The organism is Tenacibaculum amylolyticum, from assembly GCF_964511145.1.
In the GTDB taxonomy this organism is placed as follows: domain Bacteria; phylum Bacteroidota; class Bacteroidia; order Flavobacteriales; family Flavobacteriaceae; genus Polaribacter; species Polaribacter amylolyticum.
Window position 1 is genome coordinate 41,651 of record NZ_CAZEFZ010000063.1, and the last position, 16,734, is coordinate 58,384.

The following is a 16,734-nucleotide window of genomic DNA, read 5'->3' on the forward strand; positions in this document are numbered from 1 at the left end:
TAAAAAATACCACCTTCTGATTTTTCAAAAGGTGGTTGCCAAAATAGCTTTATAAAGATTCAGATTCTTTATAAAGTGTAATTGTAAAATTATGGTGTGTTTGCGAACTCTTTACTGATTTAATTTTTGTTGAGATAAATGTCTAATATATTTTTCTACAACTACAGCGGTAATAATAACAATGTAAAATTGACCAATTAAACCAACCAATACAGCTGCTTTTTGCGCTACAGGAGTCACAGGAATAATTTCTCCATACCCAATAGTTAGTAGTGTAATATATGCGTAATACATAATAGAATCTGTTTGCATTCTAATATCTAATTCTTCGTTAAGAAGTACGCCTTGAAAAGAACCGGGAGTCCAGATCTCTATCGACATAAATAAAAAGAAAGCTAAAAAACCTAATGAAATATAACCACTCATTAAACCTAGTATCACTTTTTTATCTACTGTTTTTTCATTCCAAACTTGCCTTATAATATTCCAAGTAACAACAATATAAAAGATGAAATAAATAATTAATCGAAATTGTCCTAATCCTTCCGATTCATTACCTCTTTGAATCATATTCCCGCCCGAAAGAAATGCTAGTATTACAAACTGAAAAATAAGAATCCAAAGTAATTTTTTCTTTTTAGAAATAAGTAACATTCCTGTAATGAGATTAAACAAGAAGAAAATGGGCAATATCACTTCTTCATAAAACTCACCAGGAAATATTAATGAACCAAATAAAATAAGAACTTGAGATAATAAGAAAATCTCGAAACGATGATTGTATAAATTTGTAAAAACTTGTCTCATAATAGTGTGCTTGGTCTTTTTCTTATGCTGAGGTAAGCGAATGTATTTTAACTTCTTCCTGTTTTCCTTTTAATAAAACCTCTCCTAGAAACGTGCTAGGAAACTGAGCTTTAAATGTGAGCGCATTTAATAAGGTTTCTGAAATTAAAAAGCTTACATTATACGCATTACATGCTTTTTGAATACGAGATGAAGTGTTGATAACATCTCCATGATAAGCCAAATCTTTTTTTACAGTACCTACTTCTGTAACCATAATTTTTCCTCCATGGACACCTGCTTTAAATTGAGGAAAAAATCCATAGGTATCTAGGTAATATTTTTCTCTGGATTGTAGTTTTTTCTGAAAAGCAAAAAAAACATCTATGCAATTGCTATTTCGTATTCCTTTTTTAAAAGGCCAAGTAAGTACAACTTCATCTCCTACGTATTGATAAATTTCTGCTTTATAAGGAAGCAGAATGCTGTTTAAATCATAGAAACAATCTTGAATAAATTTACTGTATACATAATGCTGAAGTTTTTCTGCTATAGCTGTTGAATCTTTCAAATCGATAAACATAAAAATTCGTTGCTCTTCCTTTGGAGTTTTATATTTCCCAATAAGCATTTTTAAAAACATTCCACTACCAAAACGTTCTAAAGCAATCTTTATAAATGAAAAAACAAAAGAGGATAGCAAAATGTAAATAAGCAACGGCCAAACAGTTTTGTCTTGTGTCCACCAGCCTCTAGCTGTATTAATTTCGATATTAAAAATGTTAGATATTGTAGAGAAAGTTATAGTTAAAATTGCAATGGTTATAATGAAAGCAATACTATTCTCAAATAATAAAGAAAGGCCCAAACTAATTTTTTTTGTGATTATTTTTTCAAAGAAAAATTCAATTGAAGCATATAAAAAACCTAAAACTACGCCAACGGTTGCTGATATACCCATTACATAAGAAAAAGAAATTAATCCTTTATACTCTGGAGCAATAATGAGTCCTTTCTCGTCTTCTAAACCTAAAAATCGGAACACAATATAGCAACCCAGAGCAAAACTCCAAAAAATAACAGATTTCCAAAGTAATTGTAAGTATTGCTCTAGGTTAGAATTCATATTTTCTATTCATTTAATAATTCGTTATTAAACTCATATCCTTTATAGTTTACTTTAAATAAAACACTATACAAAGCAGGGATAAATAATAAAGTAATAATAGTACCAAATAACAATCCTACCATAATGCTCACAGCCATTCCTTCCCACATTTCACCTCCAGAAAGATATAATGGAATTAATCCTAAAACAGTAGTGAAAGTTGCTAGTAAAATAGGGCGGAAACGTTGTAAACAAGCTGCAATAACTGCATCTTGATCGGTTCTTCCTGAAGCAATTTCTATTTCCATTCGGTCTATTAGTACGATGGCATTATTAATTACAATTCCAGCTAAAGAAATTACACCTAAGAAAGGCATAAATCCAAAAGGTTCTTGGAAAATTAGTAAACCAATTACAACGCCAATAATACCTAATGGAATTGTAAGTACTACCATTCCCATTTTTCTAAAAGAGTTAAACTGAATGATTAAAAGTAATACAATAATGAAAGCAGATAATGGTAAGTATTTTATTACCGATCCCATACTTTCAGCAGATTGTTTTGCGTCTCCACCTAATTCATAGGTGTATCCTTGTGGCCAACTTGTTATTTGTTCTTGTAGCCAAGGTGTAACTTCAGCCATAACAGCATTGGCATTTCCGCCTTCGCGAAGTTTTGAAGAAACGTTAATGGTTTTACGTAAATCTAAACGTCTAATTTTAGAATATTGCCATTGTGGTATAATAGTAGCTACTTGTAATAAAGGAACACTTTTACCAGAGTTTTGCGCAAAAATATTCAAGGTTTCTAATGAAGCTAATGTTTGTTGCTGACTGTCACCACTTCGCATTAAAATAGGAATAGATTTATCATTCTCTCTATATTCTCCTGTTTGAAAACCATCTAATACAGTAGTAAGTGAGGTAGCTATGTCCTGACTAGAAACACCAGCAGTTTGCGCTCTATTCTGATCAATTTTAATTAAAAACTTCTTACTCTTAGGTCCCCAATCATCTTTAATATTTTTGGTAGTACTAAAGCTAGCTAATTTAGCTTTTATATTTTCTGCTATTTTAGCTAATTCATCAGGACTGCTACCAGATACTTTAATTTCAATTGGAGTTCCACCACCACCAGCACCTAAAGCACTAACTTTTACATCTGCATTCGGGAAATTTTCAAAAGCAAAATTATCCAACTTAGCAATCATAGCTTTGTTCTCATTAAACGAAGAAGTATTTACTAAGATATGAGCGTAACTCGAATTTGCTTCATCTTGGCTATATCCTTGATCGTATGATTCTGGCCCTTGTCCTACGTAAGAAGACCAATCTACAATTCCTAAAGTGCGGGATTCATTTGTTTTTAAAGAATCAAGCATAAATTGCTCAATTTTTTCAGTAACTTCTTTAGTACGTTCTATTTTAGTTCCTAAAGGTAAGTTAATGTCTACCGTAATCATATTTCGATCACTGTCAGGAAAAAATAAAAACGGAATATTGGTAAAACCATATAACGATAAAAAGAAAGCAGCAAAAATTCCAATAATTACTTTCCACTTATTGGCTAAAGCAGTTAGAATTAAATCTTTGTATTTCTCTTTTAAATAATTAATAGTCTTGTCTATAAAACTCTCTTTCTTCTCTTCTTTAGGAGTTTGTTTTAAGAATAAATAACAGAACAGTGTAATAATAGTCAATGCAATAATCCAAGAAGATAATAAAGCAATAGTAATTACAACAAAAATAGGCCCTACAATATCACCCATAGTAGTTGGAGACATATAGAAAGCTAAGAATGCTGCAGAGGTAGTTAATGTAGAAATTAATAAAGGCATCCATAATTCAGAAAAAGCATCTACGGCAGCTTTCTTTTTATTAATTCCTTGGTCTAATTTCACCATTATAGTTTCGGCGACTACAATAGCATTATCTACCAACATACCTAAAGCCATAATTAATGCAGCTAAAGTAACCTGATTTAATCCCATGCCTATGATTCCCATAATCATTAAGGTCATAATGGTTACAATAGGAATTAAACTAGCAATAACTAATCCTGTTCTAATACCTAAAAAGACAAGCATTACAGCCAATACAATTCCAATAGATTGCATTAGGTTACTAATAAAATTCTGTACTTTATTGTCTATATATGTATCCATAGAAGATACTCTGGTAAGTTCTAAACCTACAGGAAGTTTGGCTTTCCACTGATTTACTACGGCATCTACTTCTTTTCCTAAAGCAATTACATTGGCACCTTTTTTAAGGTTAACATGTAAAGACATAGCAGTTTTTCCATCTACCTTTACAATTTGTGTTGGAGGATCTACATAACCTTTCTTTATTGTGGTAATATCTCCTAATTTTACTAATTGAGAACCATTAATACCTACAGGAACTAACATGTTTCTAATATCTTCAATGGTATTAAAATTTCCTGTTGGTTCTAAGATAATACGTTCGTCTCCTACATTTACTTGTCCTCCAGAACTTAGGATATTTGTAGTAGATATGATTTGCTGTAATTTTGAAGCTGATAAACCATATTCTTTTAATCGAGTATTATCAAATTCTACAAATACGCGTTCTTCTTGTATTCCTCCTAAACTAACTTTTGCAGCGTCTGGTAAAGCAATTAATTCGTCTTTAATGTCATCGGCATATTCTTTCATTTCCGCATAAGAATATCCATCTGAGGTTAAGCCAACAACAATTCCGTATACATCCCCAATTCCATCATCTTGCAAATCAGGTTTTACTCCTTGAGGTAATCCTTGAATATTATTTATTTTTCTTCGTAATCGATCCCATACAGCTTGTAGTTTATCTGCAGAAGTTTCGTCTTTTAACGTAACAACAATAACAGATAATCCTGTACGGGAAGTACTTGATACTTCTTTAAGTTCAGGTAATTCTTGCGCTAATTTTTCAATCTTATCAGAAACTAATTGTTCTACGCGTTCTGGACTCGCTCCAGGGAAGAATGAAACGACCGAAGCAACACGTACAGTATATGGAGGCATGCTATCTCTCGATAAGCCTGAATACATTACCATTCCCATAATTAAAATGGTGGCTAAAACCATAAAGGTAATGCGGTTTTTTTCTATAGAAAACTGTGCTAAATTCATGTTAGATAGTTACGTTTAAATTATTGAAGTTTTACCTCTTGACCGTCTAGTAAAGTTTGTAAACCAGCAGTTGCAATCTTTTGTCCTATTCGTAATCCAGCATTAATAATAAAACCTTCTGGTGTTAACTCGCCTATAATTACTTTTTGTTTGGTAACTGTAGCTGCATTGTCTTTTTCTTGAATTAAAAAGACAAAATTTCCGTTACTATCTTCACCAACTGCGTTTGCAGGAACAACTAAATGTTGTTGTTCACTTTTAGATTCTCCAAATTGGAATATTACGTTTGCAGCCATACCACTTCGTACTTCCGTAGTAGGATTTGTTAATACAACTCGAACAGGGTAGGTGGCTGTATTGGCATCTACTGCAGGTGAAACTTCTGTCACTTTTCCTTTAAAAGTACTGTTTGGTAACGAAGCAAAAGATACTTCTACATTCATACTAGGATGAACACCATTAATAACACTTTCTGGTAATCCTAATAAAATTTCCATATCTGTACCAGCATTTAAAGTAGCAATGGTTTGTCCTGGAGTTACATTTTCATCAACTTCAGCAGCTACAGAAGAAATAACACCGCTTTCAGGAGCAATTAAATATCCGAATCGGATTTGCTCTTGTTGTAAAGCAACGCTTTGCTTTGCAGAGATATATGAATTTTTAGCTGAAGTGTATTGATTTTTAGCAGCTTCATAATTGCTTAATGCTGTCGTACCTTTTTCAAAAAGTTTACGAGTTCTATCCAAACTCAATTTAGCAGTATTCATGGCAGATTCGGCACTATTTAAGCTAGAAACGGCACTTTGATAATTTAATCTTGCTTGTACATTATCTAATACGGCTAATTGCTGTCCTTTTTTAACTTTCTGACCAATTTTAATATCAAAACTGGTAATAATACCAGAGCTTCTAAAACTCAATTTTATAATTTTATCAGTACGAGAAGTTCCACTAAATGAGCGTACTTTATCGCCGCCATAAAGTGTTACAGTTTTATATTTTACAGGACGTATTAATTTAGGTGCTTCTTTCTTTTCTTTACCACAAGAAATAAACAATAAACCTGAGAAAAATAAGATGAATAATTTGACTGTATATTTCATTTTGTTAGGTGTTTAATAAGTTAGTTTTTTAATAAATATTCTTGAAAACGTGTAATAAAAGCTTCATTTTCAGTTTGTGTATGTAATAAAAAGAAGTATCCTGTATTACGTTCTAATTGTATAGCATTAATTAAGAAGTTGTATACCGCTGTAGCTTTAGCTAATTGAGCGTTTAAATAGTTGTTTTGTGCATCTATTAACTGTACAAAATTTACGGCTCCTTCTTGATAAGAAGATTGCGTAAGTTCTAGGGATTCTTTAGCGGTTTGCTCTGATACTTTTGAAAGTTCAATGTTAGAAATTTCATTAATTAAATTCAATACACCATTACGTACATTGGCAGCAATGTTTAATTCGCTATTAGCACGATTAATTTCTATTTGATCTTTTTGTATTAAAGCTGTTTGCTTGTTTATATTGTTTTGATTTCTATTGAAAATAGGAATAGATAAGTTTACAGCGACATTGTAATTACTATTCAATAAAGTATTTCCTAATTGAGCAAAAGCAGGAGGAATGGTGCTTCCTTTTCCATGGCGGCTAAAAGTTCTATTATATTGACCTTGTAGCGCAACAGTTGGCATAAAACGATTGCTTCCGCTTAATTTGATATTACGCTCGGTTGCTTTTAAATTATACCCTAATGATTTTAGTTCTGGAGCATTTTTTTTAGCTTCTTCAATTAAGAAGGCAATAAAAGGTTCTCTAGTGGTTGGGTTGTCTAACAAGGTTGTTAATTGTTTGTAATTATAATCCTTATAAAGTCCTTTGTCTAGCTCTGCATCATCTACATCAATAGCTAAATCAATAGGGTTGTTAAGTAACTGATTCAATCCAATAAACCCTTGTTCTAATTGATTTATGGCTTGTACCATAGCTTGTGTATTTTGAGCTAGTTCACTTCGGAAACGCAATACATCTGATTTTCCTGATTCTCCTGCTTCAAAGTTTTCTTTGGCTATGTGTAAGTTCTTTTTGGTTAAGTCTAAATTTCGCAAGCGTATTTGAGCGTTAGCTTTTAAAATTAGGGTGTTGAAATATGCATTAGATACATTAAATACTGTATTTAATTGTTCTGCATTGTAGTTTTCTTGTTGTGCCTTTTTTAAGTTTTTTTGGATGGTAATATTGGCACTCGCAGAAGGTGAAAAAACAGTTTGTTGTAATGTAATATTTCCTGCTGTAGAAAATTCAGGGCTTTGGCCATTACTTATTTCAGCTAGCTTAGGATCTACGTACGTACCACTAGCAGATGCAGTTAAATTAGGTAAATAGTTGCTTTTAGCAGTTTTTACATTTTGTTCGTTTAGCTCAACATCTTTTTTGTTGGCTTGTAACCCTAGGTTACTTTGTAAAGCTTGTTGAATTACTGATAGGAGATTGTAGGTTTTTTCTGCATTTGGATCTATAGAAGTTCCCACAAAATCGGTGTCGTTTAATAAACTATACTTAATTGGAACTCCAACGGCATTAGCTGTATTGTAATTAATTGTTAGTCTAGGACTATACTCAATATAAACAGGTAAGTCAGCTAAAGGAGTACCATTAATATAACGTTCTACAGTTAAGGCAACTCTACGTGTAAATTGATTGAAATTTCCTTCAGATTGATTGGTGGCCATAATACCATTTTGTACATCTTTTATATTGTTAATGGTAAATGAAGGAAGTTCTTTTGCTATAAATTCTTTAGCAATTTGTTGAATTTCAGTGTCTGTTAAGAAAAAACCTCCAGCGATATATACTGCATCAATGTCGTTAAGATTATTATTAATGTCTGAGATATTCTTAAAAGGAATAAGCTTGTAGTTTGCATTAAGCTGTTTTAACTCATTGTCAAAAGTCTCTTGTAACGGAAGAATTTTTTCGAAAGGTGCTTCTATAACAATTCCAACATTTTTAAAATCGGTAAGTTCCTTTAATTTTTTAAGGTCGTCTAAATACGATTGAGAATTGATTAGATACGTAAAATTAGGAATTCCCGATGTTGCTTTCGAAGTATCAATGTTGTTGAAATCTCTATTTACAGCACCAAATAAAATAGTAGGTTTAGTATAAGTTGTTTGTGCTTCAATAACTTCACTGTTAATTACTCCAAATGCTATAATTATATCAGTGTTATTATTGAGTAAGGTTTGATAGTTTTGCTTTGCTTTTTGCAAATTATAATTGTTTACCATCAAACTTTTTTCGGGAAAGGTAATTTGTGCATCTTCCCCCACAACAGCTTTAATCTGATTTTTTAACTGTTGTAACAAAGGATCTACTTCACTGGTTTTATAATCTAATAAAATACCAATGTTGTAGTTTTTCTTTTTTTGAGTGTATGCAGAAGCAATGCTCAAAAAAAATAGAAAAAGAAAAAGTCTTCTCATTACATTGTTTTTTTTGAATTAATGTTTTAAAACGTAAAAAGGGATTATACGGGTAGATTTATAAATTTAACAATAAAAATCTTAGGGGCAAAACTAGCGGTATATTACGACTTTTAAGTTTAATTTTATAATATTAGATAAAATACAGTTGTTTTTAATGTGTTGTAAATTAGTTGTTTATTGTTGTTTTGGTGTGGTTTTATAATATTAGATGAAATTAAATTCAGAAATGTATTTTTGTAAGCGAATTTAGAAGGTGTATGAGTATCATAAATGTATTTCCTATAATAAGTACTCTTTTAGGAGGCTTTTTAATTTTTTTTATTCTACGTGCAAAGAGTAGTTTTGGAACAAGTAATTTTACAAAGCTTAGTTTAGCTTTTATTGTATTTATTTATACATTACTTTCTATAGGAAATTATATAGATGCAAATAATTATAAAGCTCCAATCTGGGTAAGTTATTTGCCTTTTATTTCGTTTCACTTTATAGGTATTTTATTTTTCTACTTTGCTACTTCTATTTTAGATAAAAAGATAAATTTTAAACCATATATAATTTTAATCTTTATATACACCATTTTAAAAACATTGTTTTTTGTGTATTTGGTAAGGAGAATTGAAACTAGAGTTGCTGCAGATTTAATTTTCAGTGATCTAGATCATCCAATTACCAAATACGGTATCTATGATTATTTAGTGTCGTGTAGTATCAATTTGTTTTTTATTTACAAAGCTTACAGCATATTTAAAAGCACACCAATGATTGTAGCGTTGAATAAGAAAAAGGAAATGTATTTTAAATGGATTAATTTATTATTCGTTATAAATTTTTTGGTGATTGCTTTTATGGCGTCTCAAGCTATTTTATTACTGTTTCATATTGGTACTATGGATAACATGTTTAAAATAGAGACAGTTATTTATACAATTTACTTTTTTGTGTTTGTGTATTCTTTAATGCATTTTCCAATTTTTGCTTACACTGGAGATTATAATGATTTGCCTAATGAAGTTAAAGCGAAATATAAAAACTCTTCGTTAAGCAACTCAGAAGCGCTTTTTAAAAAGATAGATGATTTAGTGCAGCGTGAGCAAATGTTTTTGTCTTCAGAATTAAAAATAAATACACTTTCTGAACGATTAGAAGCTTCTGTACCGCATATATCACAAGCAATTAACGAGAATAAAAATATTAGTTTTTCAGACTATATTAATAATTATCGTATTCTAGAAGCTAAAAAACGTTTGTTGGTTAAGAAACCAGATACGATTTTTGCAATTGCGGTTGATGTTGGCTTTAATAGTAAAGCAACATTTTACCATGCTTTTAAAAAACTAACGAATACAACTCCTACTCAATTTAGGCAAGATCATTTTTAAACGTTTATTTGAAGTCTTAAAACAGTTATTTCAATAACCTTTTAATCTTGGCTTTTCAAGCTATATTTAATAGCTAAAAAGGCTAGTACTCCTATACCTATATTTCCAATTATATATCCAGTTTTATACCATATAGTCTTAGAAGAATTTAGAATGATTGTAAGATCAGCAATATTGATGAAAAAAGCATAGCACAATAGTAGTGCAATAATAAACGATAAGGTTTTACAAATATCTTTTCTCATATCATACAATAAAAAAAGCCTCGAAACATATTTGTTTCGAGGCTTTGGCGGAGAAAGAGGGATTCGAACCCCCGGACCTGTTACAGTCAACGGTTTTCAAGACCGCCGCATTCGACCACTCTGCCATTTCTCCAGTCATACTAACGATTACTCGTTTGCGGGTGCAAATATAGGAACCTTTTTTGATTCTCAAAAAGTTTTTCTTGTTTTTTTTCGATTTATTTTTCTTGTTTTTTGTAATACTTTTACAATCAATTTTTTACTATGACAGAATATTTACTATTAATTTTAGTAGGGTTGATTGCTGGAGTGATAAATACGATTGCAGGAGGTGGATCTCTATTAACTTTACCCATGCTAATCTTTATGGGATTACCTTCAAACATTGCTAACGGAACCAATCGTATTGCTATTTTAATTCAAAATATATTTTCTATAGCTGGTTTTAAAAGTAAAGGAGTTTCTGCATATCCTTTTAGTTTATATATAGGAATAGCTGCCTTATTAGGATCGTTAGTAGGAGCAAGAATAGCAGTAGATATTAAAGGAGAAACATTTAATAGAATATTAGCCATAGTTATGGTAGTGGTGGTAGTGCTAATGGTTTTGAAACCTAAGACATCTTTAAAGGAAGTAGAAGAGCAATTAACTGGTAAATATTTATGGCTATCGCTTATTATTTTCTTTTTTATAGGAATCTATGGAGGTTTTATTCAAGCAGGAACAGGATTGTTTATGTTACTAGCAATGTCCTCTATAAACCACTTTTCACTTGTTAAAGCAAATGCGGCGAAAGTAATGGTAGCGTTTATTTATACAATAGGAGCTGTAGTTGTTTTTGCTTTAAACGATAAAATAAGCTGGAAACATGGACTTATTTTAGCTATTGGAAATTCAACAGGTGCTTGGTTTGCTAGTAGATGGTCTGTAAACAAAGGAGATAATCTGGTGAAAATATTTTTAGCTATTATGGTAATTTTTATGGCAATTAAACTGTGGTTTTTCTCGTAAATAACTAAATTCGTTTTTCGTTTCAAAAATTAGAGCATATGTTTAATTCCTTTGGAAATATAATAAGGTTAACCTCTTTTGGAGAGTCACATGGAGTAGCAATTGGTGGAGTAATAGATGGTTTTCCTGCTGGAGTTACGGTAGATTTTGATGCAGTGCAAAAAGAGTTAGATCGTCGTAAACCTGGACAATCTAAAATTGTAACACAACGAAAAGAGCCAGATACTGTAGAATTTTTATCCGGTATTTTTGAAGGAAAAACTACGGGAATGCCTATAGGGTTTGTCATTAGAAATACAAATCAGAAGAGTAAAGATTACAATCATAATACAAATGTATACCGTCCGTCTCATGCAGATTATACATACGATAAAAAGTATGGAGTTAGAGATCATAGAGGAGGTGGGAGAACTTCTGCTAGAGAAACAGCAAACTGGGTTGTGGCAGGTGCGTTAGCAAAACAGTTATTAGCGCAAATAGAAATCAATGCATTTACATCGTCTGTAGGAGATATTTTTATAGATAAACCTTACCAAGATTTAGATTTTTCTAAGACAGAAAGTAATATTGTACGATGCCCAGATGAAGCGTCAGCTGAAAAAATGATCACAAAAATTCAGCAAATAAGAAAAGCTGGAGATACTATTGGTGGTACAATTACTTGTGTTGCTAAAAATGTTCCTGTTGGTTTAGGAGAGCCTATTTTTCATAAACTACACGCAGAGTTAGGAAAAGCAATGTTATCTATTAATGCTGTTAAAGGTTTTGAGTTTGGAAGTGGCTTCTGTGGAGCCAAAATGCAAGGTTCTGAACACAACGATATTTTTAATACAGACGGAACTACAAAGTCTAACTTATCAGGAGGAATTCAAGGAGGAATTTCTAATGGAATGGATATTTATTTCCGAGTAGCTTTTAAGCCAGTAGCTACGATCATGCAAAATCAACAAACAATAAATTCTGAAGGTGAAGCTACAGAAATTCAAGGTAAAGGACGTCATGATCCTTGTGTGGTTCCAAGAGCCGTACCTGTAGTAGAAGCGTTAACTGCTTTAGTTTTAGCTGATTTTTATTTAATGAATAAAATGAGAAAAGAAGGATAATTTAAGTCCTCATTTTCTCTAGAAAACTCATAGTGTGTTCCTTATAACTCACGCCAATTGGAATAACAGCTGTATCAATTTCTATATCATGGATTGTAAAGGCTGTTATTTTAGTTGTATTAATTAAATAAGAACGATGCACTCTTAAAAAGGATTTTGCTTTTAACTCATTTTCTATATCACTGATTTTATATTTAGAAACCACTCGTTTATCGTCTTCTAAATGAAATTGAATGTAGTCTTTTAAGCTTTCTATATAAAGAATGTTCTTTATAAGAATTTTATGATGTTTGTTTCCAGATTTAATCAACAAGAAATCATCTTCTTTAGATAGCGTATGTGCTGTTTTTTCAACAGGATCGGGAGTATTACTATTTCTTAAGAATTTTTCAATTGCTTTAAAAAAACGCTCAAAAGTAATAGGTTTCAGTAGATAGTCTAAAACTTCTAAATCGTAGCTTTCTATAGCGTAATCTCTATAAGCAGTAGTTAAAATTGCTTTAGGTGGATTTTTTAAACTTTTCAGAAAATCAATTCCAGTTAAATTAGGCATATTAATATCTAGGAAAAGTAAATCAACTTGAGTTGTGTGAATTACTTCAAAAGCTTTTATAGCACTATTACAAATCGCCACTACTTCTAACGTATCAATTTTAGCAATATGGTTCGCAATAAGTTTAGTAGCTAAAGGTTCGTCGTCTACAATAACACATTTATAAGGCATAAGGCAATTTATTAATTAACGTTCTTTTGTATAGTAATTTTTACAGAAAATAAATCTGCATTGGTGTCGATATCTAGCGTATAATTAGTTCCATATATTAAATCTAATTGTTTTTTAATATTCAATAAACCTATTGATTTTCTTTCTTGTGTTTTTTCTGAAGCACTTACCGTATTGCTAACAAAAAACTCAACTGTTTTTTCATTACTCGTTATATCAATAGTAATTTCAGGAGCTCCTCCATTTGCACTAGCTCCATGCTTAAAAGCATTTTCTACAAGAGATAGTAAAATAAGTGGAGGTACTTTTGCTGGAACATTTATATCAGAAGTAATATTAATTTGTAATTCATCAGTATATCTTAACTTTTCTAAAGCAATGTAGTTTCTTATAAGAGCTAATTCATTTTTTAAAGAAACAAGTTGATCATCACACTTGAATAAAACAAAATCGAGCATTTCAGAAAGTTTGGCAATGGCATTCGAAGTTTGTGGAGAATTCATTACAGATAAAGAATAAATGTTATTCAATGTATTGAATAAAAAGTGAGGATTTAATTGTCCTTTTAAAGTTTTTAATTCGATGCTAGATTTTTCTTTTTCTATTTCTAACTGTTTTAGATGCTTCCCTTCATTTTCAAAATAATATTTTACAGCAGCAAAAACAAAACTACTTAAAACCAGTGAAGGCATATAATAAGCAATTAAATGCCTAGGTTCATTAATAATTTCCATGAAGCTTTCTTGTTCAAAAGGCGGAATTCTATAAATAGTTTCTACTACTTGTACAACCCATAACCTGTTTAAAACACTCATTATATATATAACAATAAAAAAAGAAAGTGTGCCTAAAAGGTATTTTCTCTTTTTAATAAGTTTTTCAAAAATGATATAGACAACAATATATGCGGTAATAATATCTGGTAAATTACCTATAATAGAAGAGATAGGTAGTTTACTTGTATACACATCTCCTTTGTCTTTAAAAGTAGCTAAACTTTTTACTAGGTTAAAAAGAATAAAAACAGTCCAAAATATAAAATGTTTTAACACGCGTTTAGACTTTATGTAGCTTGTTATTTTTTGAATGTATTCCAGCATGTATCAAAAGTACTTAAAACTAAGAAAAATGTTAAAGAAGTAGACGAGTTTGAGATTTTGACTCCTGAATGTAACCTTTTTTAACCTGAATAAGTCTTTTATGCAGGTTTTGTTTAAACGTCGACTTTTTTACAGAATTGGTCTATTACGCTAATAGTACCGAGGAAACCCATGCATTTTTATACCGTAAATTAAAATTAGACACAAAACAATGAGACTTATTACACTATTAATATTGTTATTAAGTATTTGTTCTTTTGGACAAATTACTTTGAAAGGAAAAGTAGCAGACAAATCAACACAACAACCACTAGAATTTGCCACAATTATAGTAACCAAACCAAATACAACTACATTAATCACTGGAACATCTACAGATGATAAAGGAGAATTTTCTATAACTACAAAACCAGGAGTCTATGATATTAAGATTGAGTTTGTAGGATTTAAATCAACTCAAATAAAATCGAAAAATTTAACTACATCGCAAAACATAGGTGTTGTATTCTTAGAAGAAAACAGTACACAGTTAGCAGAAGTAGAAGTAAGAGCAGAAAAATCTACAACCGAATATAAATTAGATAAACGAATTTTTAATGTTGGAAAAGATTTAGTTGCAAAAGGAGGAAATGCAACAGATATTTTAAATAATGTTCCATCGGTAAATGTAGATATGGACGGAGCTATAAGCTTACGAGGAAATGCTAATGTACGTATTCTAATTAATGGAAAACCATCTGTACTAACCAATAATAATGGATTAGAACAATTACCAGCATCTACAATAGAACGTATAGAAGTTATTACAAATCCATCGGCTAGATATGATGCAGAAGGTACCGCAGGAATTTTAAATATCATACTAAAGAAAAATAAAGTTGGAGGTTTTAGTAGCTCATTACAATTAACAACAGGAAGCCCTGCGAATCATGGAGTAAATTATAATGTAAACTTTAAAAAAGAAACATTTAACTTATTTGCAAATGCAAGGTATAGAATTCAAGATTTTGAGTATGAAACAGCAATGCAACGAACCAATTTTGATACAAGTGGAATAACTTCATTTTTAAACCAAACAAGAAATGCTTTATTCAGAAGAAATATATTTAATCTTTATGTAGGAAGTGATATTTATTTCAACAAACAGAATACAACCACATTTAGCTATTTTTTACGAAGTAATGTGAGTAAGCGTTTTGGTAATTTTCAATTTGATTTTTTAGATGCATCGCAAAATTTACAAAATACGATTCTTAATAAAGAAAGCTATAGGGAGCCTCAAAACTTTAGTAGAATAGAATTTAATCATGTAAAAACTTTTGCTAAAAAAGGTCAAAAATTAACAATAGATGTACAATATGATTTTTGGAATGATGATGAAAATGAGTTTATAGAAGAAAATACAAACACGGTTTCTCCTAATGTATTGCAAAGTAGAGATGTAGAGAGTAGTAAAGATTTATTGTTTCAAACCGATTTTAGATTACCATTAGCTCCTAAAACTCATTTAGAGTTAGGAATTAAAGGTGAGATTAGAGATATAGATAGCGATTATAAAGTATGGGATAACAATGTATTGGTAGATAGTTTAGATAATGTTTTAAAATATAAAGAACGTATTTATGCTGCATATGCTCAATATGGAAATAGAAAAAATAAACTACAATATTTGTTGGGGTTACGTGCTGAATACACACATACAGGAAGTACAGATATAAAACAACAATTTGAAACAGATAAAAAGTACTCTAACTTATTTCCTACGGTACATTTAACCTATAATTTTAACGAAAAAACAAATCTTCAGCTGAGTTATAGTAAACGAATTAGAAGACCTAGTTTTTGGCAATTGAATCCGTTTGGAGGAATTGCAGATCGAAGAAATATTCGTGTTGGAAATCCAGATTTAAACCCAATGTTTACAGATGCTTTTGATTTAGGTTTGTTAAAGAAATGGAAGCGTTTTGTTCTTAATCCATCTCTATATTACCAACATACTACACAATTGTTTGAAAGTTTAATTACTTCTAATGGACAAGGAGTAATTATTACAAAAGAAGTAAATTCCGGAGAAGAACATAGAGTAGGAGCAGAACTAGGAATGCAATATAGAGCTTTTCCTTGGTGGCGTCTTTCAGGAGAAATAAACTACTTTACATTTACGCAAAAAGGATTGTTTAATGTATCAGATAATGCTTGGACAACAAGATTAAATTCTCAAATAAAAACACCCGCGATAACCATTCAAACAAACCTAAATTATCAAGGAGAACGCGCATCAGGACAAACGGTAACTAAACCTATATTCTTTGCAAATTTAGGCGTAAATAAAGACTTTTGGAACGATAAAGTTTCTGTAACGGCTAACGTGCAAAATATCTTTAATTCCAGAATTAGAAAACGTTTAATTACAGGAGAAAACTATATAATTAATAGTAGACAATCTGTAGTTGGCCCACAATTTAGATTGAATGTGGTATATCGATTTAATAGAGGTAAAAAAGATAGAGATCGTTTACCAGATTAATTATTTTTCAAACATATTTTTTGTAAATTTGTAATATTAAAGAATGGTTTTGGTTTGTTACCAAAATTGTATTGAGAAGTTGCTGAACTTTTTCTCAGTAAAATCATTCAACTTTTTAGCTAATAATTTA

At 30.7% G+C, this 16,734-nt stretch carries 11 protein-coding genes and 1 tRNA gene; 4 read left to right on the forward strand and 8 right to left on the reverse strand.

Annotation, left to right across the window (positions count from 1 at the left end; translation table 11 throughout):
- Nucleotides 1–111: 111 nt before the first annotated feature.
- From ACKTTC_RS13405 to ACKTTC_RS13425, 5 genes are read right to left on the reverse strand one after another with little or no spacing between them, the layout of a single operon-like run.
- On the reverse strand, nucleotides 112–807 hold the full coding sequence (locus tag ACKTTC_RS13405; RefSeq protein ID WP_408040347.1) for an ion channel: 696 nt from the start codon (nucleotides 805–807) through the stop codon (nucleotides 112–114).
- Between the two features lie 22 nt (nucleotides 808–829).
- On the reverse strand, nucleotides 830–1,912 hold the full coding sequence (locus ACKTTC_RS13410) for an adenylate/guanylate cyclase domain-containing protein (protein WP_408040348.1): 1,083 nt from the start codon (nucleotides 1,910–1,912) through the stop codon (nucleotides 830–832).
- A 5-nt stretch (nucleotides 1,913–1,917) separates the two neighbouring features.
- Complete coding sequence (locus ACKTTC_RS13415) at nucleotides 1,918–5,031, reverse strand: efflux RND transporter permease subunit (protein WP_408040349.1); 3,114 nt, start codon at nucleotides 5,029–5,031, stop codon at nucleotides 1,918–1,920.
- Nucleotides 5,032–5,051: 20 nt separating this feature from the next.
- Complete coding sequence (locus tag ACKTTC_RS13420; protein WP_408040350.1) at nucleotides 5,052–6,137, reverse strand: efflux RND transporter periplasmic adaptor subunit; 1,086 nt, start codon at nucleotides 6,135–6,137, stop codon at nucleotides 5,052–5,054.
- A gap of 20 nt (nucleotides 6,138–6,157) precedes the next feature.
- Complete coding sequence (locus ACKTTC_RS13425; protein WP_408040351.1) at nucleotides 6,158–8,512, reverse strand: TolC family protein; 2,355 nt, start codon at nucleotides 8,510–8,512, stop codon at nucleotides 6,158–6,160.
- Between the two features lie 260 nt (nucleotides 8,513–8,772).
- Between ACKTTC_RS13425 and ACKTTC_RS13430 the strand changes: the two genes are divergently transcribed.
- Nucleotides 8,773–9,894 (forward strand): AraC family transcriptional regulator, encoded by a 1,122-nt coding sequence (locus ACKTTC_RS13430; RefSeq protein ID WP_408040352.1) that lies wholly within the window; start codon nucleotides 8,773–8,775, stop codon nucleotides 9,892–9,894.
- Between the two features lie 290 nt (nucleotides 9,895–10,184).
- Here the strand turns inward: ACKTTC_RS13430 and ACKTTC_RS13435 are convergent.
- Nucleotides 10,185–10,272: transfer RNA gene (locus tag ACKTTC_RS13435), tRNA-Ser, on the reverse strand.
- Between the two features lie 131 nt (nucleotides 10,273–10,403).
- Between ACKTTC_RS13435 and ACKTTC_RS13440 the strand changes: the two genes are divergently transcribed.
- Nucleotides 10,404–11,150 carry a sulfite exporter TauE/SafE family protein gene (locus ACKTTC_RS13440; RefSeq protein ID WP_408040353.1) on the forward strand — a complete coding sequence of 249 codons (747 nt, stop codon included), beginning with the start codon at nucleotides 10,404–10,406 and terminating at the stop codon, nucleotides 11,148–11,150.
- A 38-nt stretch (nucleotides 11,151–11,188) separates the two neighbouring features.
- Nucleotides 11,189–12,253, forward strand: coding sequence for a chorismate synthase (aroC, locus tag ACKTTC_RS13445; protein ID WP_408040354.1), 1,065 nt, complete (start codon nucleotides 11,189–11,191; stop codon nucleotides 12,251–12,253).
- A gap of 1 nt (nucleotide 12,254) precedes the next feature.
- Here the strand turns inward: aroC and ACKTTC_RS13450 are convergent, their stop codons facing one another.
- Both ACKTTC_RS13450 and ACKTTC_RS13455 read right to left on the reverse strand, forming a co-directional pair.
- Nucleotides 12,255–12,977 carry a LytR/AlgR family response regulator transcription factor gene (locus ACKTTC_RS13450; RefSeq protein ID WP_408040355.1) on the reverse strand — a complete coding sequence of 241 codons (723 nt, stop codon included), beginning with the start codon at nucleotides 12,975–12,977 and terminating at the stop codon, nucleotides 12,255–12,257.
- An 11-nt stretch (nucleotides 12,978–12,988) separates the two neighbouring features.
- Entirely contained in the window at nucleotides 12,989–14,029 is a 1,041-nt protein-coding gene (locus ACKTTC_RS13455; RefSeq protein ID WP_408040356.1) for a sensor histidine kinase, read from the reverse strand.
- 259 nt (nucleotides 14,030–14,288) lie between these two features.
- On the opposite strand from ACKTTC_RS13455, the gene ACKTTC_RS13460 reads away from it, so the two are divergent.
- Complete coding sequence (locus tag ACKTTC_RS13460) at nucleotides 14,289–16,604, forward strand: TonB-dependent receptor domain-containing protein (protein ID WP_408040357.1); 2,316 nt, start codon at nucleotides 14,289–14,291, stop codon at nucleotides 16,602–16,604.
- The last annotated feature ends 130 nt before the right edge of the window (nucleotides 16,605–16,734 follow it).

Coding starts and splice junctions, on each gene's coding strand:
- ACKTTC_RS13450 (WP_408040355.1), bottom strand. CDS start 12,977: ATGCCTTATAAATGTGTTATTGTAGACGACGAACCTTTAGCTACTAAA.
- ACKTTC_RS13405 (WP_408040347.1), bottom strand. CDS start 807: ATGAGACAAGTTTTTACAAATTTATACAATCATCGTTTCGAGATTTTC.
- ACKTTC_RS13430 (WP_408040352.1), top strand. CDS start 8,773: ATGAGTATCATAAATGTATTTCCTATAATAAGTACTCTTTTAGGAGGC.
- ACKTTC_RS13425 (WP_408040351.1), bottom strand. CDS start 8,512: ATGAGAAGACTTTTTCTTTTTCTATTTTTTTTGAGCATTGCTTCTGCA.
- ACKTTC_RS13410 (WP_408040348.1), bottom strand. CDS start 1,912: ATGAATTCTAACCTAGAGCAATACTTACAATTACTTTGGAAATCTGTT.
- ACKTTC_RS13415 (WP_408040349.1), bottom strand. CDS start 5,031: ATGAATTTAGCACAGTTTTCTATAGAAAAAAACCGCATTACCTTTATG.
- ACKTTC_RS13420 (WP_408040350.1), bottom strand. CDS start 6,137: ATGAAATATACAGTCAAATTATTCATCTTATTTTTCTCAGGTTTATTG.
- aroC (WP_408040354.1), top strand. CDS start 11,189: ATGTTTAATTCCTTTGGAAATATAATAAGGTTAACCTCTTTTGGAGAG.
- ACKTTC_RS13440 (WP_408040353.1), top strand. CDS start 10,404: ATGACAGAATATTTACTATTAATTTTAGTAGGGTTGATTGCTGGAGTG.
- ACKTTC_RS13460 (WP_408040357.1), top strand. CDS start 14,289: ATGAGACTTATTACACTATTAATATTGTTATTAAGTATTTGTTCTTTT.